The organism is Williamsia maris, from assembly GCF_024171815.1.
GTDB lineage: Bacteria > Actinomycetota > Actinomycetes > Mycobacteriales > Mycobacteriaceae > Williamsia_A > Williamsia_A maris.
Genome location: NZ_JAMTCJ010000004.1, coordinates 797,566 through 820,585 on the forward strand (window position 1 = coordinate 797,566; position 23,020 = coordinate 820,585).

Genomic DNA, 23,020 nt, shown 5'->3' on the forward strand with positions numbered 1-23,020 from the left:
TCTGTCAGGAGGTGACGTCGACGCCGCGCAGCCGCTGCGAGATGACCGTGGTGATGCCGTCGCCCTGCATGCTCACGCCGTACAGCGCATCGGCGATCTCCATGGTGGGCTTCTGGTGGGTGATGACGATGAGCTGCGACCGTTCCCGCAGCTGTTCGAACAACCGGATCAGGCGACGCAGGTTGGTGTCGTCCAGCGCGGCCTCGACCTCGTCCATCACATAGAACGGTGACGGTCGGGCGCGGAAGATCGCCACCAGCATGGCCACCGCGGTCAGCGACTTCTCGCCGCCGGAGAGCAGGGAGAGTCGTTTGACCTTCTTGCCCGGCGGCCTGGCCTCCACCTCGATGCCGGTGGTGAGCATGTTGGCCGGATCGGTCAGGAACAGCCGCCCCTCACCCCCGGGGAACAGGGTCGTGAAGACCTCGGCGAACTCGCGTTCGACGTCGGCGTAGGCCTCGCTGAACACCTCCAGGATCTTCGCGTCGACGTCCTCGACGACCTCGAGCAGATCCCGACGGGCGCTGCGCACGTCCTCGAGCTGGGTGGACAGGAAGGTGTAGCGCTCCTCGAGGGCGGCGAACTCCTCGAGGGCCAACGGATTGACCTTGCCGAGTGTGTTCAGGTCCCGTTGCGCGCGTTTGGCGCGGGCTTCCTGGGTGGTGCGGTTGTAGCGCAGCGGCGTGGGGGCGACGACGATCTCCCCGCGCTCGACCGCCTGCTGGTACTCGGCCATCTCCAGTTCGCTGGGCGGCATCTCGACGTCCGGACCGTACTCGGTCACGAGGTCCTCGAGCCCGATCGCGTAGGTCGACGAGATCTGTTCCTCGAGCTGCTCGACCCGGAGGGCGGCCTGCGCGCCCGCCACCTCGTCGCGGTGGAGTTCGTCGCGCAGGCGGGCCATCGTCGTGGTCAGCTCGGCGACCCGTCGACGGACGGCGTCGAGCTGAGCGGATCGTTCGGTGCGAGCGGTCTCCAGTTCGTCGCGGGCGCTCTGGGCCTGGGCGACGGCGTCGACGAGCCGCTCGGAGATCTCGTCGGCCGCGGCGACCACCGCGTGGGCGACCTCCGCGGCGTGGGCGCGGGCCCGGTTCTGTCGTTCGGCGCGGGCCCGGGACTCCCGTTCCGACGCCGCGGCGCGACGCAGCGAGTCGGCGCGGCCGCGCACCGAGGCGAGACGCTCCTCCGCGGTGCGCAGGGTCAGACGTGCATCGGTCTCGGCCGCGCGGGCCATCGACACCGCGGCCGCCGCGGCGACGCGCTCGGTGTCGGCGCCCTCGTCGCCGTCGTCGGACTCGTCGGGCCGGGCGCGTGCCGCGCGCAACCGGTCCTCCATCTCCTGCAGCTCGGCGAGGGTCGCCGCACGTCCTGACTCGACACCGGCGCGTTGCCCGGTGAGGCGGGACGCCTCGTCGTGGGCGGCACGGGCGGTCTGCCCCAGACGGGCGAGCTGTTCGTAGACCGCGCCGACGGCGGCGTCGGACTCGTGCAGGGCCGCAAGGGCGTCGTCGGCGGACTGGCGTCGGCTCTCCTGCTCGGCGAGCGCCCCCGACAGCGCCGCGCTGACCTGTTCACGTTTGTGCTGCTCGATGACCAGATCGGCCTTCGCCGAGTCGATGTCGGCCTGGACCTCGAGGGTCGACGGTCTGCGATCGGAACCGCCGCTGATCCACCCCGGGCCCAGGACGTCGCCGTCGAGGGTGACGACGTCGAGGCGACGACCCCGCTCGCGGGCATCGCGAGCGACGGACTCGGCGATCGTCTCGTCGTCGGCGATGACGGTCTGGGCGAGCAGCAGCGACACCGCGCCGCGCAGGTCGTCGGGGGCGGAGAGAACCTGCGACGCCCACCGCGCACCGGGCGGCAGTGCACCCCGTTCGTTCGGGGCGGGTGCGGTGAGTCCGCCGATCATCAGCGCGGCGCGACCGCCGTCGGCGGATTTCAACGCCGACAACGCCGTTCGAGCGGCGGTCACATCCGCGGCGGCGACCGCGTCGACCGCCGGCCCCAGCGCGGCGGCGATGGCGGCCTCGAAGCCGGTGTCGACGCGGAGCAGATCGACCAACGAACCCAACAGTCCGTCGACCCCGTTCGACAGCAGCCACGCGCCGCCGTCCTTGCGGTGCAGACCTGTCGTGAGAGCCTCGATCCGGGCGGTGAGCGACGCGACGCGCTGCTCGCCGGTGCGTTCGGCGGCCTGTAGTTCGGCCACCCGTTCGTTGGCGTGGTTGAGCGCGATGACGCTGCGTTCGTGGTGTTCGTCGAGGCCGAGTTCGCTGGCGTCGAGGTCGGCGACGGTCGCGGAGACGGCGTCGAACTCCGCCTGGGCCTCCTCGGCCCGCAGGGTGGCGTCGGCGATCGCGGCCGACAGACGCGCAGCCTCGGCGTCGGTCGACTCCGCGCGTGTCGTCAGGTTGGTGACCTGGCCCTCGAGGCGGACGAGCCCCTCACGCCGGTCGGCCACCGCGCGCACGGCGTCCATGTGCGCCTTCTCCGCTGTCGCAGCGGCGGATTCGGCTCCCGACAGCGCGCCGCGGGTGGCCTCGAGGGCCGCGTCGGCGGTGACCACGGCCTCGTCGAGCATGGCCTCCTGTTCGGCGGCCGCCTCGGCCTGCATCTCGATCTCGTCGGGATCGCGGCCGCTCTCGGCGACGACCGGCTGGGACAGATGGCGGGTGCGTTCGGCGGCGACCCGGCGGGTGGCGTCGACCCGCTCGGCCAGCGCCGAGAGCCGGAACCACGACGCCGCGGCCGACTGGGCGGCGGGCACGATCGCGGCGACGTCGGCCTCGTGTCGGTTCATCTCGGCGGTCGCGGTGTCGAGTTCGGCGGCCACGAGGTCGGACTGTTCGCGGATCGCGGTCTCGACGGCGCTCTGATCGGCCATGGCGCCCCGCAGGGTGACGAGGTCGTCGGCGGCGAGGCGCAGGCGGGCGTCGCGGAGATCGGCCTGGACGGTCTGCGCGCGGCGGGCGACCTCGGCCTGGCGTCCGAGCGGCTTGAGCTGGCGGCGGAGTTCGTCGGTGAGGTCACCGAGTCGGGCGAGGTTGGCCTGCATCGACTCGAGCTTGCGGACCGCTTTTTCCTTGCGCTTGCGGTGCTTGAGGACGCCCGCGGCCTCCTCGATGAACGCGCGCCGGTCCTCCGGGCGGGACTCGAGGATGGCCGAGAGGCGTCCCTGACCGACGATGACGTGCATCTCGCGGCCGATGCCGGAGTCGCTGAGCAGTTCCTGGACGTCCATCAGACGGCACGAGCTGCCGTTGATCTCGTATTCGCCGGCGCCGTCGCGGAACATCCGGCGGGTGACCGACACCTCGGAGTAGTCGATGGGCAGTGCGCCGTCGGCGTTGTCGATGGTCAGCGTGACCTCGGCCCGACCCAGCGGGGGCCGACCGGAGGTACCGGCGAAGATGACGTCGTCCATCTTCCCGCCGCGCAGTGCCTTGGCGCCCTGCTCGCCCATCACCCAGCTCAGTGCGTCCACCACGTTGGACTTGCCGGAGCCGTTCGGTCCGACGACACAGGTGATCCCCGGTTCGAACTTCAGGGTGGTGGCCGACGCGAAGGACTTGAATCCCTTCAGCGTCAGGCTCTTGAGGTGCACGACGGTAGAGATTACCCATCCGGTGCGACGGCCATCACCACTCGTGTCGGCTCGGCTGTTCCGGCGCTGTTCACCGCGGTGTCGCTCAGCGTTCCGCGACGAAGTCGCTCATCTCTCGCTGAAGCCCGTCAGGTCGCCCGCGGGTGCGCCGAACTCCTCGACGACGAGGTCGACCGAGCCCGGTGTGGTGTCGCCGCGCAGCAGTTCGAGCAGGCGGTGCAGGTTCGTCTCGGTCCCCTCGGCGATGACCAGGACCCGTCCGTCGGACTGATTCGCGGCGTAACCGACGAGGCCGAGTTCGAGTGCCCTTGATCGCGTCCACCAGCGGAACCCGACGCCCTGCACATGTCCGTGTACCCAAGCGGTGAGCCGGACTGTGTCTTCGCCGGAGGGCCCGCTCTCGCTCCGATCCTCGCTCCGCTCGATTCTCACTCGGCGACCCTCCGGGGCGAAGCTGGGCCCGCCTCGATCGTGAGGCCGACCTCGGTGCCCGCCTTCAGGGTGCGGCCCACCGTGCAGGCCGCGTCGACCGCGCGTTCGACGACGACGAGCAGTCGCTTCGCGGTGTCCACGTCGAGAGCGGAGAGATCGAGTTCGAGGACCTCGTCGAGACGGGGGTACACCTCGTTGTCGCGGTCCGCCGCACCGCTCACCCGCACGGTCGCGTCGTAGTCGTCGCCGAGGCGTCGCGACAGCGGGGCGTCCGAACTCATGCCCGTGCACGCGCCGAGCGCGATCTTGAGCAGCTCCCCCGGGGTGAAGACCCCCTCGACGTCCTCCGAACCCACGAGCACCTCGGCGCCGCGGGAGCTCCGGCCGGTGTAGCGGCGGGTCCCGGTGCGCTCGACCCACAGTCGTGTCGTACCGGACGTACCGGGAGCGGTGTTGTCGGTGCTGTCTGCGCTCGTCGTCATACGACGATTGAACACCGCGTCCGGTGACCGCATTCCGGCCTCCGGGTCAGCGGACGAAGCGGTACCCCATGCCCGCCTCGGTGAGCAGGTGCGTCGGATGGGCGGGGTCGGACTCCAGCTTGCGGCGCAGTCCGGCGAGATAGACACGCAGATAGTGGGTCTGCGAGTCGTACGACGGTCCCCACACCTCGTGCAGCAGCTCACGTTGGCCGACGAGCTTGCCCTCGTTGCGGACCAGCATCTCCAACACGCCCCACTCCGTCGGGGTGAGGTGGACGTCGGTGCCGTCACGCCGCACGAGCTTCGCCCGCAGGTCGACGACGAACGTCCCCGCGTCGACGACCGGTTCCTCGAGGCCCGGCGTCGGTGCGCTCGCCCGGCGGACCGCCGCCCGCAGCCGCGCCAGGAGTTCCTCCATGCCAAAGGGTTTGGTGACGTAGTCGTCGGCGCCGGCGTCGAGGGCCTGCACCTTGTCGGCCGCGTCGGTCCGGGCCGAGAGCACGATCACCGGCACGGTGGTCCACCCGCGCAGACCGGAGAGCACCTCGAACCCGTCGATGTCGGGCAACCCGAGATCGAGGACGACGACCTGGGGGTTGGTCTGCGCGGCCGCCCGCAACGCACCCGCCCCGGTCGAGGCGGTGGTGACCTCGAAACCGCGGGCCTTGAGGTTGATCCGCAGTGCGCGCAGGATCTGCGGTTCGTCGTCGACGACGAGGACCCGCACGTGCTCATCGGTCTGTGGTTGCGACACCGTCGGCTCCTTCGATGGGATCGGGATCGGCGGGCAGGTCGACCACGAGGGTCAGTCCGCCGCCGGGGGTGTCGTGCGCGTCCAGCGCTCCCCCCATGGCCTCGGTGAACCCCTGGGCCACCGACAGTCCCAGACCGACACCGGAACTCGCGTTCTGGTCGCCGAGCCGGTGGAACGCCGCGAAGATCTGGTCACGGTCGTGCGGTCGGATCCCCTCGCCGTGGTCGACGACACCGATCAGGACCCGTCGGGGGTCGGCGGCGGTGATCTCGGCGGTCACCTGCACCGGACCGTCGCCGCCGTGGCGTAGGCCGTTGTCGATGAGGTTGGCCAGAACGCGTTCGAGCAGAACGGAATCGGCGTGCACGGCGACGTCCCGGACACCGATCTCGACGCGGTTGACCTGGCGGATGTCGTAGGTCGACATCCCGACCAGCACGCGACCGACGACCTCGGCGAGGTAGACCGTCCGCATCTGCGGCCGCACCACCCCGGCGGCCAGCCGCGAGGAGTCCAGCAGGTTGCCCACCAGCGCCGTGAGGTGATCGGTCGACTCCTCGATCGTGGCCAGCAGTTCCGCGGTGTCCTCGGTGGAGAACGACACATCGGTGCTGCGCAGGCTCGAGGCGGCCGCCTTGACCGCGGCGAGCGGGGTCCGTAGGTCGTGACTCACCGCCGACAGCAGCGCGCGGCGCAGCCGGTCGGTCTCGGCGAGTGCCTTGGCGTTCGAGGCCTCCTCGGCCAGCCGCCTGCGTTCGACGACGCCCGCCGCCTGCGCGGCCACCGCTGAGAGGACCCGGCGGTCCCGGCCGCCGACGGACGGACCCCGCAGCAGGAGCACGAACGGCCCGGACGGGACGGAGCAGACCGTGTCGGCCGCACCGGGGGTCGTCGGCGGGTCGATCCCCACCGCGTTCTCCACCACGGGCACCGAGGTGCCGTCGTCGATCCGGATCACCGACACCGCCTGTTGGTCGAAGGTGGTCCGCACCAGCTCGAGCAGCGAGTCCAGGCTCTGCCCGCTGAGCACCGCGCCCGCGAAGGTGGCCAGCAGTTCGGCCTCCCCCGCCGCACGGGTGGCCTCGCGGCGACGCACCGTCGCCGAGTCGACCAGCGCGGCGACCGCGATGGCGATCAGCAGCATCACCACGATCGTGGAGAGGTTCTCGACGCTGTCGATGGTGAACGTGTAGCGCGGATCGGTGAAGAAGAAGTTGAGCAGCAGTCCCGACGCGATGGCCGTCAGCGCGGCCGGCCCGACCCCGCCGAGCATCGAGATGGCGAGCACCACGACGAAGAACACGGCGGTCTCGCTGGCGAACCCGAGCCACCGGTCCAGCCCGAACAGCGCCGCCGCGGCCGCGCACGGCACCACCACCGCCAGCACCCAGCTCAGGGGACGGTGGAAGCGGGTCTCGCGGATGTCGAGCGGGTTGCGACGTCGCTCCTGATCGTGGGTCACCATGTGGACGTCGATTTTCCCCGACATCCGCACCACGCCCGCACCGGTCCCCTCGTCGACGAGGCGTTGCCACCGCGAGCGCCGCGATGTGCCCATCACGAGCTGGGTGGCGTTCACGCCCCGCGCGAAGTCGAGGAGGGTCTCCGGGATCGAGTCGCCGACCACGGTGTGGATTCGGGCGTTGAACCCAGCGGCGAGATCCGACAGCGACGGGAGCTCGCCCGAGAGTCGGTCGAGCAGACCGTCACCGCGGATGACGTGTACCGCGATCAGCTCGGCACTGGAGCGGGAGGCGATGCGGCTGGCCCGACGCAGCAGGGTCGCCGACTCGGGCCCGCCGGTGATGGCCACGACCACCCGTTCACGGGTCTCCCAGGTGGCGGTGATGGCGTGTTCGGCCCGGTAGTCGGCGAGCGAGTCGTCGACGCGGTCGGCCAGCCACAGCAGCGCGAGTTCGCGCAGGGCCGTGAGGTTGCCCTGCCGGAAGTAGTTGACGAGGGCGCCCTGGATGCGTTCGCCGGGATAGACCTTCCCGGCCGACAGGCGGCGACGCAGCGCCTCGGGCGCGATGTCGACGAGCTCCACCTGATCGGCGGCACGGACGACGTCGTCGGGGACGGTCTCGCGCTGCGTCACCCCGGTGATCTGGGCGACGACGTCGTTGAGGCTCTCGAGGTGCTGGATGTTGACCGTCGACAGCACGTCGATCCCCGCGTCGAGGATGTCGCGGATGTCCTCCCACCGTTTGGCGTTGGCGCCGCCGGGGGCATTGCTGTGCGCGAGTTCGTCGACGAGCACGACGTCGGGCGCGCGTTCGAGCACCGCGGACAGGTCGAGTTCGTCGAGCACGGTGCCGCGGTAGTGCACCGGGGTGGTCGGTACGGTCTCGATGCCCTCGAGCATCCGGGCGGTCGCACTGCGCCCGTGGGTCTCGACGATCGCGGCCACGACGTCGGCGCCCTCGGCCGCCAACGTGCCCGCCTGCGCCAGCATCTCGTAGGTCTTGCCGACGCCGGGAGCGCAGCCGAGGAAGATCTGCAGCGTCCCGCGCTTCTCGGCCGGCCCACCGACGCCGCGTCCCGCCGGTGGCGACGCGTCTGCTGATCGGGTGGGCACCACCTGATCTTTCTCCTGCCCCACGACGACCCGCTACCCGCACCTCGGTGCCAGCCGGCCGAGGTCGATGTTGACCTCCAGCACGTTCACCCGCGCCTGCCCGAGGAATCCGAGCTGCCGGTCGGAGGTGTGCCGCGCGACGATGGCCTCGACGTCGGCGACCGACCGGTCGTTGGCCCGGGCGAGTCGTGGGACCTGCAGTGCCGCATAGGCCTCGCTGATGTCGGGGTCGACACCGGAGCCCGACCCCGTCACCGCGTCGACCGGGACCGCCGATGGCGCCACGCCCTCCCGAGCGGCGATGGCCGCTCGGCGGGCGGTGATGGTGCGGGCCAGCAGTTCGCTGTTCGGGCCCTGCTGACTCGCCCCCGACGCCGACGGGTCACCGGGCGCGAACGGGTCGTCGGCCGATCCCACGACCCGCGAGTGCAGGTACGGGTCGGGGCCGCCCGCCGGTGCCGTGAGGTCGACGCCGAGCAGAGACGAGCCGACGACGCAGCCGCGGGCGTCGGTGACCGTCGACCCCTCGGCCGACGCGCTGCCGATACGGGAGATGCCCCAGACCGCGGCGGGGTAGGCCGCGCCGAGCACGACGGTGAGCCCGATGAGCACGGCGAGACCGACGATCGACTGTCGCAGAACCTGTTTGATGATGAGCACGCTGGGTTACCCCATTCCCGGGAGAAAACGGACGACGAGGTCGATGAGCCAGATACCGATGAACGGGGAGACGACCCCGCCGACGCCGTAGACCGCGAGGTTGCGGCCCAGCAGCTTCGACGCCGAACTCGGTCGGTAGCGAACGCCCTTCAACGACAGCGGGATCAGCGCGATGATGATCAGCGCGTTGAAGATGACGGCCGAGGTGATGGCCGAGGCCGCCGAGTGCAGTCGCATCACGTTGAGGTCGTCGAGCTGCGGATAGATCCCGCTGAACAGTGCGGGCAGGATCGCGAAGTACTTGGCGAGGTCGTTGGCCAACGAGAAGGTCGTCAACGCGCCGCGCGTGATCAGCAGCTGCTTGCCGATCGCGACGACGTCGATCAACTTGGTCGGATCGGAGTCGAGGTCGACCATGTTGCCGGCCTCCTTCGCCGCCGACGTGCCGGTGTTCATCGCCAGCCCGACATCGGCCTGCGCGAGAGCGGGTGCGTCGTTGGTGCCGTCACCGGTCATGGCCACCAGCCGCCCACCGGACTGCTCGGTCTTGATCAGCGCGAGCTTGTCCTCGGGAGTGGCCTCGGAGATGAAGTCGTCGACGCCGGCCTCGGCGGCGATCGCGGCTGCGGTCCGCGGGTTGTCGCCGGTGACCATCACCGTCCGGATGCCCATCGCCCGCAGTTGCGCGAAGCGTTCGGCGATACCGGGTTTGACGACGTCGGACAGTGCGATGACACCGAGGATCCGTACCGGCGCATCACCGACACGGTCAGCCACGACCAGCGGGGTCCCGCCTCCGGCGGCGATCTCGTCGACCGCCGCGGTCACCGCGTCGTCGACGGGGGTCCTGCCCTCGCGGGCCCACCGGATCGCGGCGTCGGCGGCCCCCTTGCGGATGGCGAGGTCGCCCTCCTCGGGGATGTCGAGACCGCTCATGCGGGTCTGCGCGGTGAACGGCACGATGGTCGCCGATCCCGGTGCGGGCCGGACCGACTCGACGTCGATGCCGTATCTGTCCCGACACAGGTCGATGATGCTGCGTCCCTCGGGGGTGTCGTCTCCGAGACTGGAACGGCATGCCGCGCGGGCGATCTCGTCGATCGGTACGCCCGGCGCGTGGACCAGTGCGGTGGCCCGGCGGTTGCCGAACGTGATCGTCCCGGTCTTGTCCATCAGCAGGGTGTCGATGTCGCCGGCCGCCTCGACGGCACGGCCCGACATGGCGAGGACGTTGCGTTGCACCAGCCGGTCCATGCCCGCGATGCCGATCGACGACAGCAGGGCGCCGATCGTGGTCGGGATCAGACACACCAGCAGGGCGATCAGCTTGACCGGGTCGGGCGTCGAACCGGCGTACTGCTGCAACGGTCCGACGGCGACGACCGCGAGCAGGAAGATGACGGTGAGGCTCGCCAGCAGGATGTCCAGGGCGATCTCGTTGGGCGTCTTCTTGCGCGACGCGCCCTCAACGAGCGCGATCATCCGGTCGACGAAGGACTCCCCCGGCGATGTCGCGATCTTCACGACGATCCGGTCCGAGAGCACCACGGTCCCACCGGTCACCGCGCACCGGTCCCCGCCGGACTCGCGGATCACCGGGGCGGACTCGCCGGTGATCGCCGACTCGTCCACGGTCGCGATCCCCTCGACGACGTCACCGTCGCCTGCGATCACCTCGCCGGCCTCGACCACGATGCGGTCGCCGATCACCAGGTCGGCGCCGGAGATCTCGGTGATCTCGTCGCCGGCCCCGAGCCGGCGGGCCGTCGTGTCCTGCTTGACCTTGCGCAGGCTCGCCGCCTGGGCCTTGCCACGCCCCTCGGCGACGGCCTCGGCGAGGTTGGCGAACAGCGAGGTGAACCAGAGCCAGAACGCGATGGCCCACGAGAACCACGACGGCTCCGCGACGGCCAGCACCGTGGTGACGATCGCACCGAGGTAGACCACGAACATGACCGGGTTACGGGCCTGGTCGCGCGGGGTGAACTTGCGCAGCGCGTCGGGTACGGCCCGGACGAGTTGGGTGGGCGAGAACGCCCCACTGCCCGCCATGTCGTCGGACGGGGCCGACGACACCGCTGTCTCCGGCGTCGGGGAATCGGTGATGGTCATGCGAGCGCCTCCGCGATCGGGCCCAGCGCGAGGGCCGGGAAGAACGTCAGTCCGGCGACCAGCAGGACGGTGCCGGTCAACAGGCCTCCGTACAGCGGGCCGTGGGTGGGCAGAGTGGCCGAGGAGATCGGTTTCGCCTTCTGGCGGGCCAGCAGGCCGGCCAGCGCGAGGGTGAAGATGATCGGCAGGAACCGACCGAACAGCATCGCCACACCCAACGAGGTCTGGAACCAGTCGCTGGTGACGGTCAGGCCACCGAACGCGCTGCCGTTGTTGTTCGACGCCGAGGCGAAGGCGTAGAGGATCTCCGAGTAGCCGTGGATCGAGCCCGGGGTCCCCGGGTCGCCGCTGTTGCCCTGGAACGACGGGGTAGACGGCAGGATCGCGGTGATCGCCGTGCCGACGAGGACGAGCGCGGGCATCACCAGGATCGACAGCGCGGCCATCGTTATCTCGAGCTGGCCGATCTTCTTGCCGAGGAACTCCGGCGTGCGGCCGACGAGCAAACCGCCGACGAACACCGCGATGATGGCCAGCACCAACATCCCGTAGAGACCGGTGCCCACACCGCCGGGGGCGACCTCGCCGAGCAGCATGTTCCAGATCAGCGCCCCGCCCCCGGCCGCCGAGAAACTGTCGTGTTGGGCGTTGACGGCACCTGTCGAGGTCCCGGTCGTCGCGGCCGCGAACAGCGCCGAGGCAGGGATCCCGAAGCGCTGCTCCTTGCCCTCCATCATCGCGCCGGCCGCCGTCGCGGCCACGCCGCTCGTACGTTCCTCGAACGCCCACGTGATCGACAGGATGATCGCGAACAGCGCGGTCATGACACCGAGGATGGTGAAGCCCTGGCGACGGTCGCCGACCATCGTGGCGTAGGTACGGGTGAGGCAGACCGGGATGATCAGGATCGCGATGATCTGGGCGATGTTGCTCAACGGCGTCGGGTTCTCGAACGGGTGCGCGGAGTTGGTGGCCAGCGAACCGCCGCCGTTCGTGCCCAGTTCCTTGATGGCCTCCTGGGAGGCGAACGGACCGAGCACCCCGTGACCGGTGGCGCCGTCGAGCCTGGTGAAGTCGAATCCCGAGTGGAACGACTGCACGACGCCCTGGGTGAGGAACAGGATCGCGAACAGGACGCTGAGCGGCAACAGGATCCGGATGCTGCCGCGGACGAGGTCGACCCAGAAGTTACCGATCTCACCGGTGCTGACCTTCGAGACGATGCCGCGCACCAGTGCGATGGCGACCGCCAGTCCGACTGCGGCGGAAAGGAAGTTCTGCACCGCGAGCCCCCCGGCCTGGGTCAGGTTCCCCATCACGGCCTCGGGCGAATAGGACTGCCAGTTGGTGTTGGTGACGAACGAGACGGCGGTGTTGAACGCCATCGAACTCGGTACCGCGGGCCGCCCGCCGGACATCGGCAGATGATTCTGGATGCGTTGCAGGACATACAGGAACAGCACGCTGACGAGTGAGAAGCCGAGCAACGCGGCGGCGTACGCAACCCACGTCTGCTTACGGCCGGGGTCGACACGCACGACGCGGTAGAACCACCGCTCCGGCGCGATGTCGTGGGTGCCGGTGAACACGCGGGCCATGTGGTCGCCGAGCGGAACGTAGGCCAGCACGAGGACCACCACCACCGCCGCGATCTGAAGTGTCGCGGCCAGAGCAGGGTTCATCAGAACTTCTCGGGGAAGACGAGTGCCGTGAGCAGGTACAGCGCGACGACGGCCGCGATCACCAGCAGGATGACGTTGACCGTCCCCGAGGCGGTCACCGCGAGACCCGGCTCGACACCGCGCGCAGCACGAGCGCGCAGGCACCGAACAGCCCGATGATGATGAGCACGAAAATCAGGTCCGTCACGCGATCTCCTAGGCGACTCGAGCGCCGGACCCGCAATGGTCCGGTTCGCGAGTCTGATCGTGTCTCAGGATCGGGGCCAGAAAGCCCGCGTTAACGCGCTCTCGACGCGCTCACCTGCAGTCTTGACGCAATCCATACGCCGACGAATCCGATCATCGCGTATCGTTCGCCAAGCGAAAAACATGACGGGTCGCGATCACACCCCTCGGGGACGCACCTGACACTTCGGGCAGCTGAACGAGCTGCGGTTCATGAACTGCTCACGGCGCATCAACCGACCGCACCGTCGGCAGGGCTGCCCCTCGCGGCCGTAGGCGTTCAGCGACCGCTCGAAGTAACCCGACTGCCCGTTGACGTTGACGTAGAGCGCGTCGAACGAGGTACCGCCCGACTCGAGCGCCTCCGACATCACCTGCCGCGCGGCATCGAGGAGCGAGCGGAGCTTGCGGGGACCGAGCTCGTCGGTCAGCCGCGCGCCGTGGATCTTGCTGCGCCACAACGCCTCATCCGCATAGATGTTGCCGACACCGCTCACCAGGGTCTGATCCAGGAGCGCGCGTTTGATCTCGGTGTGCTTGGTCCGCCAGGCGGCCACGATCGCAGCGGGGTCGAACGCCGGGTCGAAGGGGTCGGCGCCGATGTGGGCGATGGTCGTCGGGATGTCGGCGAGCGCCGGGTCCGGGTCGTCGGAGTACGCGTCGAGGAACCACCCGCCGAACGTCCGTTGGTCGACGAAGCGCAGCTCCATGCCGTCGCCGAGCTGCGCCCGCACCCGCAGGTGCACGGGGTCCGGCGCGTCCGGCGCCGTCACCAGCATCTGACCGCTCATGCCGAGGTGGATGACGAGAGCAAGGTCGGACGAGTCGGCAGGCGGGTCGGCGACCGCGGATTCGACCGGGACAGAAGCTCTCTGGGGCACGTCGGGCCGGTGCAGGTCGAGCCACAGGTACTTGCCACGGCGGCGCGCGGCGCGGATGTGGGCGCCCGCCAACACCCCGGAGAGGTCGTCGGCGCCGGGCAGGTGCCGACGGACGGCGCGCGGGTGGAGCACGGTGACCGAGTCGATGGTGCGTCCGACGGCGTGCGACTCGAGTCCGCGGCGGACGACCTCGACCTCGGGGAGCTCAGGCATGTGCGCCTGCGATGGCGCGGGAGGGTGAGACGACCACTAGGTGGCAGAACCCGACTCGGTGATCGCCTGCCAGGAGGTGGCGGCCGCCTTCTGCTCGGCTTCCTTCTTCGTCCGCCCGACTCCCACACCCAGGGCATCGCCCGCCACGAGCGCGGTGGCGGTGAACTCCTTGCTGTGGTCGGGCCCGACCGAGGTGATCTGGTAGGTCGGGACCCCGAGTCCGCGGGCCGCGGTGAGTTCCTGCAGCGAGGTCTTCCAGTCGAGGCCCGCGCCCATCATCGCCGCGCGCTGCATCGACGCCGCGAACAACGACGAGACGACGCGCCGCGCCGTCTCGAAGCCGTGGTCGAGGTAGAGCGCGCCCAGGATGGACTCCATGCCGTCGGCCAGGATGCTCGCCTTGTCGCGACCACCGGTGAGTTCCTCACCGCGGCCCAGCAGCAGGTGGCGTCCGAGGCCACCGTCGCCCAGCCCCCGCGCGATGTCGGCGAGCGCGTACATGTTCACGACGCTGGCCCGGATCTTGGCCAGTTCCCCCTCGGGGCGATCCGGGTGGGTGAGGTAGAGCTCCTCGGTGATGACGACGCCGAGCACGGAGTCGCCGAGGAATTCCAGGCGCTCGTTGGTGGGCAGTCCGCCGTTCTCGTAGGCGTAGGAGCGGTGCGTCAACGCGAGGACGAGGAGATCGCGACGTATCGACACCCCGACCGCCTCGAGCAGCGGGGCGGGATCGACGATGAGCACGGGCGCCGGCGGCGACACCGCCGGCGTCGGCTCGTCGAGGGGACGCGGGTCGTCTTCGGTCACGGGAGCATTCCGGGTCACTCCACCCGTCCCGTCATCGCGACGTGTCCGGGCCGGTGTCGGTGGTCGTCGAATCACCGTCGGTGGCGAGGTCGCGCAGGGCGGCCCACCGCGGGTCGATCTTCTCGTGGTGGTGGTCGGGGTCGGCGGTGTCGAGCCGCACCCCGCAGTCGGGGCACAGTCCGCTGCAGTCGTCGCGGCACAGCGGAACCATCGGCAGGTCCAGACCGACCGCATCGATGACCGCCTGCTCGAGGTCGAGTTGGTCGTCGGAGATGCGGTGGATGTCGTCGGCGTCGGTCGTCTGATCGGTGACGCTGTCGGGGTAGGCGAACAGCTCGGTCAGGAACACGTTGACCGTGCCGCCGAGCGGTTCGAGACACCGTGCGCACTGTCCGGCGGTGTCGCCGCTCACCGTCCCGGTGACGAGCACACCCTCGGCCACTGCTTCGAGACGCAGGTCGAGGTCGATGTCACTCTCGGACGGGATCGCGATCAGATCCAGCCCGATGGACCGGTCGACCGAGACGGTTCGGTGCACCTGCGCCATCGACCCGGCACGCCGGCCCAGGGACCGGATGTCGAGCACGAAGGGGGTCACCGCGGAGTTGGTACGAAGACGCTGATCGGACACGAATCACCACGGTACGCCGATGGGCCATGACAGACGAACCCACCCGATCCGCCGGTGTTCGATGACCATCGAGCAGATCAGACCGCCACTCCGGTCGGGAACTCCATCCCGGCGCGCGGGTGCTCGTTGTAATCGTGTACGCCCGCGCCGGTGCGCAGCTGCTGGCGACCACGGTTGACCGAGCGCATCGTGCCGGTGAGGACCTCTTCGAAGTCGGCCAGCTTGTTGTCGACGTAGACGTCGCACTCGCCGCGGAGACGATCGGACTCGGCGTGGGCGGCGTCGATGATGCGGTCGGCCTCGGACTTGGCCGCGGCGACGACCTCGGTCTCGGAGACGAGTCGCTGCTGTTCGGCGATGCCGTCGGCGACCGACTTCTCGTAGCTGCTGTTGCCGGACTCGATCATGCGGGCGGCCTCGGCACGTGCGCGACCGGTGACGGCCTCGAACTCGCGTGCGGCGCCTGCGGCGGTGCGCTGGGCGTCGGCGTTGGCCTCGGAGACCACGTCGGTCGAGTGGGCCTGCGCCTCGGCGACCATGCGGTCGGCCTGCGACTTGGCCTCGGACAGGATGCGGTCCGCCTCGGCACGGGCGTGCGAGACCATCGCGTCGGCCTGCGAGGTCGCCTCGCCGATCGCGCTCTCGGCGTGCTCGCGGGCGTCACCGACCAGCTTGTCGCGCTGGTCGAGGACATCCTGGGCGTCGTCGAGTTCCGCGGGGATCGAGTCCTTCACGTCGTCGAGGAGTTCCAGCACATCACCGCGTGGGACGACGCAGCCGGCGGTCATGGGGACGCCACGCGCCTCCTCGACGATCGCACCCAGTTCGTCCAGAGCTTCGAATACTCGATACACAGCTACCTCTGTTTCCCGCTCGGGGGTGTACCCCTACTCGAGTGATTGGTGTTGTTTCTGTGACCAGTGTGCCCACTGTTACTCGATTTGCGCGGTATCTGCCCGGGCGTGTCGGGGCAGGCGCCAACCGGGCCGCACAGGGGGACGTGGCCTGCGGTCAGGAATCGAGCTTGGCGCGCAGGGCTGCGAACACCGGGGCCGGGAGGAACGGTTGCACGTCACCACCGAGGCGGGCGACCTCCTTGACCAGGGAGCTCGACACGTGAGACCACTGCGGATCGGTCAGCATGAAGAGGGTCTCGACATCGGTCAGGTCGCGGTTCATCTGCGCCATGGGCACCTCGTAGGAGAAGTCGACGTCGCTGCGTAGACCCTTCACGATCGTGCCGAGGTCGTTCTCGCGGAGATAGTCGACGAGCAGCCCCTCCCACCGGTCCACCCGGACGGTCGGCAGATGGGCGGTGCACTCCTCGATCAACGCCACCCGCTCGTCGATGCTGAACATCCCCTTCTTCGCGGGGTTGATCGTCACCGTGACGACGAGTTCGGAGAAACGGGCGGCACATCGTTCGATCACGAAGAGGTGCCCGCGGGTGAGCGGGTCGAACGATCCGGGGCAGACGGCGCCAGGCATGGGGTCAAGCTAGCAGGAGGTCGTCGACGACCCCCGCCGCTCACCGACACCTACGTGGCGGTGGCGATGTCGACGCGGGTCTCGCCGTAGGTACGGGTCAGATACGACTCGAGACCGGCCGGCCAGTCGGTGTGCTCCGACCGCGCCGAGCGTTCGACGACGACGACCGCGTCCGGCGACAACCACCCGTGGGCGAGCAGACCGGACAGGTTCGCCGAGACCGCGGCGTCGTCGAGGGCGTAGGGCGGGTCGAGCAGGACCACGTCGAATCCGTCGGGCGCCTGCGCTCCCACCACGACCTCGACCCGACGCCGCAGGACCGAGAACGCCGTGGCGGGCAACGCGGTCGCGGTGACGTTCGACGCGATGGTCGATGCCGCCCTGGCGTCGGACTCCACCAGGGTCGCGTGCGCCGCACCGCGGGACACCGCCTCGAGACCGAGAGCGCCCGAACCCGCGTAGAGATCGAGGACCCGCAGGCCGTCCAGGCCGACGCGGGAGTCGAGGATGCCGAACAACGACTCGCGGACGCGGTCCGACGTCGGGCGCGTGCCCGCAGGTGGTGCGGCGATGACGCGTCCGCCCGCCAGACCCGCGATGATCCTCACGCGGATGATTGTCATATGCGCCGACGAGGGACACATCGGCGACCCCGGAGGACGACAAAGGTGACGGGACTCACAAAGACGTGTTGTACTGGCCGTTAGTAGCGCTTTTACCTGCAAATATCTGATGCTGGGTGACATCGCTGTGACCCGTTGTTAACTTCATTGATGACATGACCCCCACACAGATGAGTGCGACCCTGACCCCTTCACCCGAGGTGACCTTCCGTGCGCCCGACGTCTCCGACGGCGTGCGCCTGTGGGAGATCGCCCGTGACTCGGAGGTCCTGGACCTCAATTCGAGCTATTCCTACGTGTTGTGGTGCCAGGACTACTCGCGCACCTCGGTCGTCGCCGAGGTCGATGCGAAGGTGGTCGGTTTCGTCACCGGGTACGTCCGTCCCCAGGCGCCCGACACACTGATGGTCTGGCAGGTCGCCGTCGACGCCGACCAGCGCGGACTCGGCCTCGCCGGCCGCATGCTGTCCTCGTTGATGGATCGCGTCGAAGGCGATGCGATCTCCCGGATGCAGACCACGATCAGCCCCGACAACGACGCGTCGCAGGCGCTGTTCACCCGGTTCGCCGAGCGTCGCGGCATGACCATCACCCGTCGCGATTACTTCGCGCCCGAGGTCTTCCCGGACTCGCACGAGCCCGAGGATCTTTACACCATCGCACCCCGGACCTGACCTCTCCGGAACGTCACAGCCCGTGTGCGGACAGCGTCGAGCACCGTCGCCGACCATGACCCGAACCGCACACTCCCACGGGACCGAGCACAGAACGCCGCTCTCCCGCCTCTCGACCCGAGGATTCACCATGACTTTTTCCGACAGCATCTTCACCGAACGCGAGTCCGAGGTCCGCAGCTACAGCCGCGGATGGCCTGCCGTGTTCGCCACCGCCTCCGGTTCGTGGCTCACCGACCGTGACGGCCACAAGTACCTCGACTTCTTCGCGGGCGCAGGCGCCCTGAACTACGGGCACAACCACCCCGTGCTCAAAGAAGCACTCCTCGAGTACATGGCCGGCGACGGCATCACCCACGGACTCGACATGTCGACCATCGCCAAGGGCGAGTTCCTGCAGACGTTCCAGGACAAGATCCTGATGCCGCGAGACCTCGACTACAAGGTCATGTTCCCCGGCCCCACCGGCACCAACACCGTCGAGGCGGCACTCAAGCTGGCCCGCAAGGTGACCGGTCGTGAGGCGATCATCAACTTCACCAACGCATTCCACGGGATGACGCTCGGCGCACTGTCGGTCACCGGCAACGCGTTCAAGCGCGCCGGTGCCGGTGTGCCGCTCGTGCACACCACCCCGATGCCCTACGACGACTACTTCGACGGCGACATGAAGGACTTCCGCTGGTTCGAACAGGTCCTCGGGGACTCCGGCAGCGGGTTCAACAAGCCGGCCGGCGTCATCGTCGAGACGGTCCAGGGCGAGGGTGGCGTCAACGTTGCGCGCGCCGAGTGGCTGCGTGGTCTCGCCGACCTGTGCAAGCGTCACGAGATCCTGCTCATCGTCGACGACGTCCAGATGGGTTGCGGGCGTACCGGACCGTTCTTCTCGTTCGAGATCGCGGGCATCACTCCCGACATCGTCACCCTGTCGAAGTCCATCGGTGGCTACGGTCTGCCGATGGCGCTCACGCTGTTCAAGCGTGACCTCGACATCTGGGAGCCGGCCGAGCACAACGGCACCTTCCGCGGCAACAACCCGTCGTTCATCACGGCCAAGGCCGCCATCGACCACTTCTGGTCCGACGACACCTTCGAGAAGGAGACGATCGCCAAGGGCAATCGCATCCACGAGGTGTTCGCCGATCTGTCCGCGAAGTTCGAGGGTGTCTCCACCCGCGGCCGCGGCATGGCGCAGGGCCTCGTGTTCGACGCGCCGGGCAAGGCGGGCAAGGTCTGCCAGCTCGCGTTCGACAACCACCTCCTCACCGAGACCGCAGGCCCGTCCGACCAGGTCGTCAAGCTGCTCCCGCCGCTGACGATCACGAACGACGAGCTCGAGCAGGGCCTCGACATCCTCGCGGCGGCGACCGCCCAGGTCGTCTGAGTCACCCCGCACCCTCACGAAGTCACCACAACGAGAGGAACGAAGAATGATCGTCCGCACCACGACCGAGATCACCGACACCGATCGCGACATCGTCTCGGAGAACGGCAACTGGCGTTCCAAGCGCATCATCCTCGGCGGCGACAAGGTGGGTTTCTCGCTGCACGAGACGGTCATCAAGGCCGGCTCCGTCAACGAGTTCCACTACGCCAACCACGTCGAGGCCGTGTGGCTCATCTCCGGCGAGGGCACGCTCCTCGATCGTGAGACCGGCCAGGAGTACCCGCTGGGACCCGACTCGATGTACCTGCTCAACGGCCACGAGCGCCACACCGTGACCGCGAAGACCGAACTGCGCATGTACTGCGTGTTCAACCCGCCGGTGGTCGGCAACGAGACGCACGACGAGAACGGCGTCTACCCGCTCGTCACCGTCGACGACTGATCATCCCCGTGGCTGATCAGGACGAACGCACACCCGTCGCCCTGACGCCGGGACACGACGAGCACCTCACCGCGGCGATCGAATCCGCGGGCGGGGTGCTCGTCGCTCTGTCGGACGCGCGCGTCCTGGTGTGGGCCGGCGGCGTCGCCGATTTCCCCGCCGACCTCCCCGACTCGATCGAGTGGGTCGCGCTCAAACTCGCGGGCATCGAGGAGTTCATGGCCGCAGGCCTGATCGACGACCGTCGGATCTGGACCAACGCGTCGGGGTTCTACGCCGACAACGTGGCCGAGCACGCCCTCGCCCTCCTGCTGGCCGGACTCCGACAGATCCCCGCGGCCGTGCGGTCGCGATGGGACAAGGACGTCATCGACACCTCCATCCGCTCGCTGCACGGCTCGACCGTGGCGATCGTCGGTGCAGGCGGCATCGCGCGATCGTTGATCCCGCGCCTGTCCGCGTGTGGGGCCGACGTCATCGCGGTCAACCGGTCCGGCCGCCCCGTCGACGGCGCCCGGGAGACCGTGCCCGCCGACCGGATCGACGAGGTGTGGTCGCGCTGCGATCACGTCGTCGTCGCGGCGCCCTCGACCGCGCAGACCCGCCATCTGATCGACGCGTCGGTCCTGGCCGCACTCCCCGACCACGCCTGGATCGTCAACGTCGCCCGCGGTTCGCTGATCGACCAGAGTGCACTGCTGACCGCGGTACGTGACGGTCAGATCGCCGGCGCCGCACTCGATGTCACCGATCCCGAGCCTCCGGCGGCCGACGACCCGATCTGGGACGAGCCGCGGATCATCGTCACCCCGCACGTCGCGAACCCGTCGTCGGGACTCACCCGGACGCTCGCACCCTGGGTCGCGGAGAACCTGCGTCGGTTCCGCTCCGGTCGCCCGCTGCTGTCGACGATCACCCCGGGCAGCACCTACTGACGTCCCCGACCTGATCGTCCCGCCTCGTCACCCCTGCCGGGTGGGTCGGATGGTGATGTCGCCGACCTCCACGTCCGACGGCTGCTCGATCGCGAAGGCGATCGCCCGTGCGACCGCCTCGGGCTCCATGCCCAGATCCGCGACGGCCGCCGTCAGTGCGTCCGCCGCCTCCCGGTCCGTCCAGGACTCGGCGATGAGGTCGGAGAACTCCGTCCGGACCATCCCCGGCGATATCGACGTCGTCCGCAGCACGCCGTCGGTCGATTCCTGACGCAGGCCCTCCAGCAGGGTCCGGACCGCGTTCTTGGTGCCCGCGTAGACCGCCTGCGTCGGGGTGATCTTCAGGCCCGAGGTGGACAGGGTGGTCACGAGATGACCGTGACCCTGCGACCGGAACACCGGTACCGCCGCGGCGATCCCGTTGAGCACCCCGCCGACGTTGACGTCGATCATCGCCGACCACCCGTCGACGTCGAGATCGTCGACCATGCCCAACCGCGCGACGCCCGCGTTGTTCACCAGGACGTCGAGTCGACCGAAACGCTGAACGGCCGCGCCGACCAGTCGTTCGAGGTCCTCGCGTCGGGTCACGTCGGTCGCGCACACCTCCGCGCGACCGCCTGCGTCGACGATGTCCCGTGCGATGTCGTCGAGACGCTCGGTCCGCCGTGCGCCGAGTACGACCGCCGCCCCTCGCGCGGCCAGCAGCCTCGCGGTGGCCTCACCGATTCCGCTGCTCGCGCCCGTGATCGCCACGACCTTGTCGCCGATGTCCGCCATTGTTCGTACCTCCGGTCTAGAGTGGACACATGTCCGCTTACGCCCCGACCATAGCGGACACGTGTCCGCTTGACCAGTCCCCAACCGCCTGGGTCGGCTGTTGACCGCGCCGCGCCGCGCCGACGCGCTCGAGAACCGCGAACGCATCGTCGCCGCGGCACGGGCGGCGATCGCGGCGTCGGACGAGGTGAGGCTCAACGCGATCGCCAAGGACGCCGGCGTCGGCCAGGGCACGCTCTACCGACATTTCCCGACCCGTGCGGACCTGCTCGCCGAGGTCTATCGCGGTGACGTCGACGTCCTCGTCGCGGCCGCCCCTGCGCTGCTGACCGAGCACCCGCCGATCGAGGCGCTGGCGCTCTGGTTCGAGCGGGTCGCCGACTACGCACAGATCAAGCGAGGCGTCTTCCCCGCCGTAGAGGCGGGCGTGTGGCGTGCCCTGTCGGCGCACAGCATCGGGCCGATCGGCGACGCCGTGTCGACGCTTCTCGCGGCCGGTCGCGCCGACGGCACCATCCGCCCCGACGTCGACGCGCGCGATGTCATCCTGCTGATCGGTTATCTGACACGACTCGAGGACGACGAGTGGGAGTCGCGGTCGCGCCACCTGCTCGCCGTCGTGCTCGACGGTCTGCGGACCGCGCGCTGATCGGCCCGCCACCTCCCGGCGTCGGCATCGCGCCGTCGCCCTCGCCTCGCACCGACGGCGATCTCGCTACGCTGGACGGGTGCGCACTCGTAGTCAGTTGGCCTGGGTTCCCGGTGAACCCACCGAGGTCGACGACGATCTCGACGCGAGGGTCGAGCAGGCCCGCGAGCTGCTGAACGGGCGTCGCGTCGTGGCGATGACCGGGGCCGGGATGTCCACGGATTCGGGTATCCCCGATTACCGGAGCCCCAACGCCGTCCCCCGAGCACCGATGACCATCGACATGTTCCTGTCGTCGGCCGATTTCCGGCGGCACTACTGGGCTCGCAACCACCTCGGCTGGCGCCACATGGACGCCGCACTGCCCAACCGCGGGCACCTCGCGATCACCGAACTCCAACGCCAGGGAATGGTGTCCGGCGTCATCACCCAGAACGTCGACATGCTGCACATCAAGGCGGGCAACGCACCGGTCCTCGAACTGCACGGCTGCTACGGCCGGGTCTGCTGCGTCGACTGCGGCTGGCAGATCTCCCGCCACCGGCTCGCGGCGATCCTGGAACCGCTCAACGCCAACTTCTCCGCACGGATCCGCAGTCGGGGCGCGATCGAGGTCGCCCCCGACGCGGATGTCGCGGTGTCCGACACCGGCGACTTCGCGATGATCGACTGCCCCGAGTGCGGCGGCGCACTCAAACCGGCGATCGTCTACTTCGGGGAGAGCGTTCCCAAGACCACTGTGGCGCTTGGCTATTCGATGATCGACGACGCGGACGCCGTGCTCGTCCTCGGGTCGTCGTTGACGGTGATGTCGGGACTGCGGTTCGTCCGGCACGCGCACCGGACGGGTAAGACCGTCGTGGTCGTGAACCGGGGACACACCCGTGGCGACGACCTCGCCGACCTCAAGATCGACCACCGCTGCGCCGAGGTCCTCACCCGACTGACGCGGCCCCGATAGGACCGATCGCGCACCCG

General features: G+C 69.4%; 22 protein-coding genes. 6 read left to right on the forward strand and 16 right to left on the reverse strand.

From position 1 onward, the window contains the following. Window positions 1-4: 4 nt before the first annotated feature. The 15 genes from smc to rsmD all read right to left on the reverse strand — a co-directional run bounded on the left by smc (window position 5) and on the right by rsmD (window position 17,160). Window positions 5-3,607: a chromosome segregation protein SMC gene (gene smc / locus LX13_RS22390; protein WP_253663486.1), complete on the reverse strand. Its 3,603-nt coding sequence runs from the start codon at window positions 3,605-3,607 to the stop codon at window positions 5-7. A gap of 108 nt (window positions 3,608-3,715) precedes the next feature. Further along, a complete protein-coding gene (locus LX13_RS22395) occupies window positions 3,716-4,033 on the reverse strand; it encodes an acylphosphatase (protein ID WP_372500026.1) in 318 nt (105 codons plus the stop codon). A gap of 2 nt (window positions 4,034-4,035) precedes the next feature. After that, window positions 4,036-4,521 (reverse strand): OsmC family protein, encoded by a 486-nt coding sequence (locus tag LX13_RS22400; protein ID WP_253663488.1) that lies wholly within the window; start codon window positions 4,519-4,521, stop codon window positions 4,036-4,038. A 46-nt stretch (window positions 4,522-4,567) separates the two neighbouring features. Continuing rightward, window positions 4,568-5,248, reverse strand: a complete 681-nt coding sequence (locus LX13_RS22405) for a response regulator (RefSeq protein ID WP_253663664.1) — start codon at window positions 5,246-5,248, stop codon at window positions 4,568-4,570. Between the two features lie 4 nt (window positions 5,249-5,252). Next, window positions 5,253-7,853 carry a DUF4118 domain-containing protein gene (locus LX13_RS22410; RefSeq protein ID WP_253663665.1) on the reverse strand — a complete coding sequence of 867 codons (2,601 nt, stop codon included), beginning with the start codon at window positions 7,851-7,853 and terminating at the stop codon, window positions 5,253-5,255. A 33-nt stretch (window positions 7,854-7,886) separates the two neighbouring features. Further along, entirely contained in the window at window positions 7,887-8,513 is a 627-nt protein-coding gene (locus tag LX13_RS22415; protein ID WP_253663489.1) for a potassium-transporting ATPase subunit C, read from the reverse strand. A 6-nt stretch (window positions 8,514-8,519) separates the two neighbouring features. Further along, window positions 8,520-10,625 (reverse strand): potassium-transporting ATPase subunit KdpB, encoded by a 2,106-nt coding sequence (gene kdpB / locus LX13_RS22420; RefSeq protein ID WP_372500000.1) that lies wholly within the window; start codon window positions 10,623-10,625, stop codon window positions 8,520-8,522. Then, window positions 10,622-12,307 (reverse strand): potassium-transporting ATPase subunit KdpA, encoded by a 1,686-nt coding sequence (gene kdpA / locus LX13_RS22425; RefSeq protein ID WP_253663490.1) that lies wholly within the window; start codon window positions 12,305-12,307, stop codon window positions 10,622-10,624. The genes kdpB and kdpA overlap by 4 nt, the downstream gene beginning before the upstream one ends. After that, complete coding sequence (locus tag LX13_RS22430) at window positions 12,307-12,405, reverse strand: potassium-transporting ATPase subunit F (RefSeq protein WP_253663491.1); 99 nt, start codon at window positions 12,403-12,405, stop codon at window positions 12,307-12,309. The genes kdpA and LX13_RS22430 overlap by 1 nt, the downstream gene beginning before the upstream one ends. A gap of 285 nt (window positions 12,406-12,690) precedes the next feature. Beyond that, complete coding sequence (mutM, locus tag LX13_RS22435; RefSeq protein ID WP_253663492.1) at window positions 12,691-13,626, reverse strand: bifunctional DNA-formamidopyrimidine glycosylase/DNA-(apurinic or apyrimidinic site) lyase; 936 nt, start codon at window positions 13,624-13,626, stop codon at window positions 12,691-12,693. A gap of 36 nt (window positions 13,627-13,662) precedes the next feature. Beyond that, a complete protein-coding gene (rnc, locus tag LX13_RS22440; RefSeq protein WP_253663667.1) occupies window positions 13,663-14,388 on the reverse strand; it encodes a ribonuclease III in 726 nt (241 codons plus the stop codon). Window positions 14,389-14,464: 76 nt separating this feature from the next. Beyond that, window positions 14,465-15,064 carry a YceD family protein gene (locus tag LX13_RS22445; protein ID WP_253663493.1) on the reverse strand — a complete coding sequence of 200 codons (600 nt, stop codon included), beginning with the start codon at window positions 15,062-15,064 and terminating at the stop codon, window positions 14,465-14,467. A gap of 77 nt (window positions 15,065-15,141) precedes the next feature. After that, window positions 15,142-15,918 carry a DivIVA domain-containing protein gene (locus LX13_RS22450; RefSeq protein ID WP_253663494.1) on the reverse strand — a complete coding sequence of 259 codons (777 nt, stop codon included), beginning with the start codon at window positions 15,916-15,918 and terminating at the stop codon, window positions 15,142-15,144. 157 nt (window positions 15,919-16,075) lie between these two features. Continuing rightward, window positions 16,076-16,552: a pantetheine-phosphate adenylyltransferase gene (gene coaD / locus LX13_RS22455; RefSeq protein ID WP_253663495.1), complete on the reverse strand. Its 477-nt coding sequence runs from the start codon at window positions 16,550-16,552 to the stop codon at window positions 16,076-16,078. Between the two features lie 50 nt (window positions 16,553-16,602). Beyond that, window positions 16,603-17,160, reverse strand: coding sequence for a 16S rRNA (guanine(966)-N(2))-methyltransferase RsmD (gene rsmD / locus LX13_RS22460; RefSeq protein WP_253663496.1), 558 nt, complete (start codon window positions 17,158-17,160; stop codon window positions 16,603-16,605). A 170-nt stretch (window positions 17,161-17,330) separates the two neighbouring features. On the opposite strand from rsmD, the gene ectA reads away from it, so the two are divergent. The 4 genes from ectA to LX13_RS22480 all read left to right on the forward strand — a co-directional run bounded on the left by ectA (window position 17,331) and on the right by LX13_RS22480 (window position 20,613). Further along, window positions 17,331-17,849, forward strand: a complete 519-nt coding sequence (ectA, locus tag LX13_RS22465) for a diaminobutyrate acetyltransferase (RefSeq protein WP_253663497.1) — start codon at window positions 17,331-17,333, stop codon at window positions 17,847-17,849. 130 nt (window positions 17,850-17,979) lie between these two features. Then, a complete protein-coding gene (gene ectB, locus LX13_RS22470; protein WP_253663498.1) occupies window positions 17,980-19,233 on the forward strand; it encodes a diaminobutyrate--2-oxoglutarate transaminase in 1,254 nt (417 codons plus the stop codon). Window positions 19,234-19,279: 46 nt separating this feature from the next. After that, entirely contained in the window at window positions 19,280-19,678 is a 399-nt protein-coding gene (locus LX13_RS22475; protein WP_253663499.1) for an ectoine synthase, read from the forward strand. An 8-nt stretch (window positions 19,679-19,686) separates the two neighbouring features. Further along, window positions 19,687-20,613, forward strand: a complete 927-nt coding sequence (locus tag LX13_RS22480) for a D-isomer specific 2-hydroxyacid dehydrogenase family protein (protein ID WP_253663500.1) — start codon at window positions 19,687-19,689, stop codon at window positions 20,611-20,613. Between the two features lie 27 nt (window positions 20,614-20,640). Here LX13_RS22480 and LX13_RS22485 read toward each other — a convergent pair whose 3' ends face one another. Continuing rightward, window positions 20,641-21,393 carry an SDR family oxidoreductase gene (locus tag LX13_RS22485; RefSeq protein WP_253663501.1) on the reverse strand — a complete coding sequence of 251 codons (753 nt, stop codon included), beginning with the start codon at window positions 21,391-21,393 and terminating at the stop codon, window positions 20,641-20,643. Between the two features lie 100 nt (window positions 21,394-21,493). Here LX13_RS22485 and LX13_RS22490 point away from each other — a divergent pair, with 100 nt between their 5' ends. Both LX13_RS22490 and LX13_RS22495 read left to right on the forward strand, forming a co-directional pair. Beyond that, on the forward strand, window positions 21,494-22,042 hold the full coding sequence (locus LX13_RS22490; RefSeq protein WP_253663502.1) for a TetR/AcrR family transcriptional regulator: 549 nt from the start codon (window positions 21,494-21,496) through the stop codon (window positions 22,040-22,042). A gap of 79 nt (window positions 22,043-22,121) precedes the next feature. Continuing rightward, window positions 22,122-23,003 (forward strand): Sir2 family NAD-dependent protein deacetylase, encoded by an 882-nt coding sequence (locus LX13_RS22495; RefSeq protein ID WP_253663503.1) that lies wholly within the window; start codon window positions 22,122-22,124, stop codon window positions 23,001-23,003. The last annotated feature ends 17 nt before the right edge of the window (window positions 23,004-23,020 follow it).